We start from the raw sequence: 861 nt of genomic DNA, 5'->3' as shown, positions 1-861 counted from the left end.
TCGCGCTGATCGAGACCAAACCGAACGCTCTCGACCAGGCGGCCGCGCTCCAGGGTTGGGATCTGCCCGAGGCGTTCCAGCACCTGCGCCACCTCCTGGAGGCTCGCATGGGCAACCGCGGCAAGCGCGAGTTCATCCTGTCAGCGGGCGTTGAATACTCCCTGATTTTGGGCATCGAAAATTCCCTGGTCGGCTCCTTTAGCTGAGGGGTCGCGATGCGCCTCGCACCCTCAGGCTTATCCATCCGCGCCCACGATGCCCGCCGACGAAGGTCGGACGGGAGGGGCGGCGGTGGTTCAGTTGGGAGAGCTCATCATGATCCTGGACCTTCACCGTCAGGGACTGTCCGTTACGGCCATCGCGCGCCGGACCGGGCGGGATCCCAAGACCATCCGCAAATACATTGAACGCGGGCTCGACCTGCCGGCTTACGGCCCCCGACAGGCCGGGCGTCCCAACAAGATCGCACCGTATCTCGACTATGTCCGGGAGCGCGTCGCCGCCTTCCCGGATCTCAGCGCGGTGAGGCTGACGCGGGAGTTGCGCGAGCGTGGCTATATCGGGGGCTACACCGCGGTGAAGCGGTTCGTGGCCGCGATCCGGCCGTCTGACGCCAAGCCCTACGAGGTCCGTTTCGAGACGCCGGCCGGTCAGCAGGCGCAAGTCGACTTCGCGCGCTTCGTCGTCACGTTTGAGGACGCCCCTGGGACGACCTGCATCGTCTGGCTATTCTCGCTCGTGCTGGGCCACTCACGGCACATCGAAGCGCGGTTCGCCCTGCACCAGGACCTGCAGACCCTCCTGCGCTGATGGGGTGGACGGCCCCCGAACGGCATCGCTGTGCCAAGCTGAGGTCGTTGC

General features: G+C 66.2%; 2 pseudogenes. Both read left to right on the top strand.

What is annotated here, in order from left to right:
- Positions 1 to 206, top strand: a pseudogene (locus G3T14_RS24355) (hypothetical protein); the annotation flags it as partial.
- An 85-nt stretch (positions 207 to 291) separates the two neighbouring features.
- A pseudogene (locus G3T14_RS24350) lies at positions 292 to 804 on the top strand (helix-turn-helix domain-containing protein); the annotation flags it as partial.
- Positions 805 to 861 lie beyond the last annotated feature (57 nt).

It is taken from the genome of Methylobacterium sp. BTF04, from assembly GCF_010692745.1.
In the GTDB taxonomy this organism is placed as follows: domain Bacteria; phylum Pseudomonadota; class Alphaproteobacteria; order Rhizobiales; family Beijerinckiaceae; genus Methylobacterium.
Note: the sequence above shows the minus strand (reverse complement) of the source record. Positions and strands in the feature narration are given on the sequence as shown.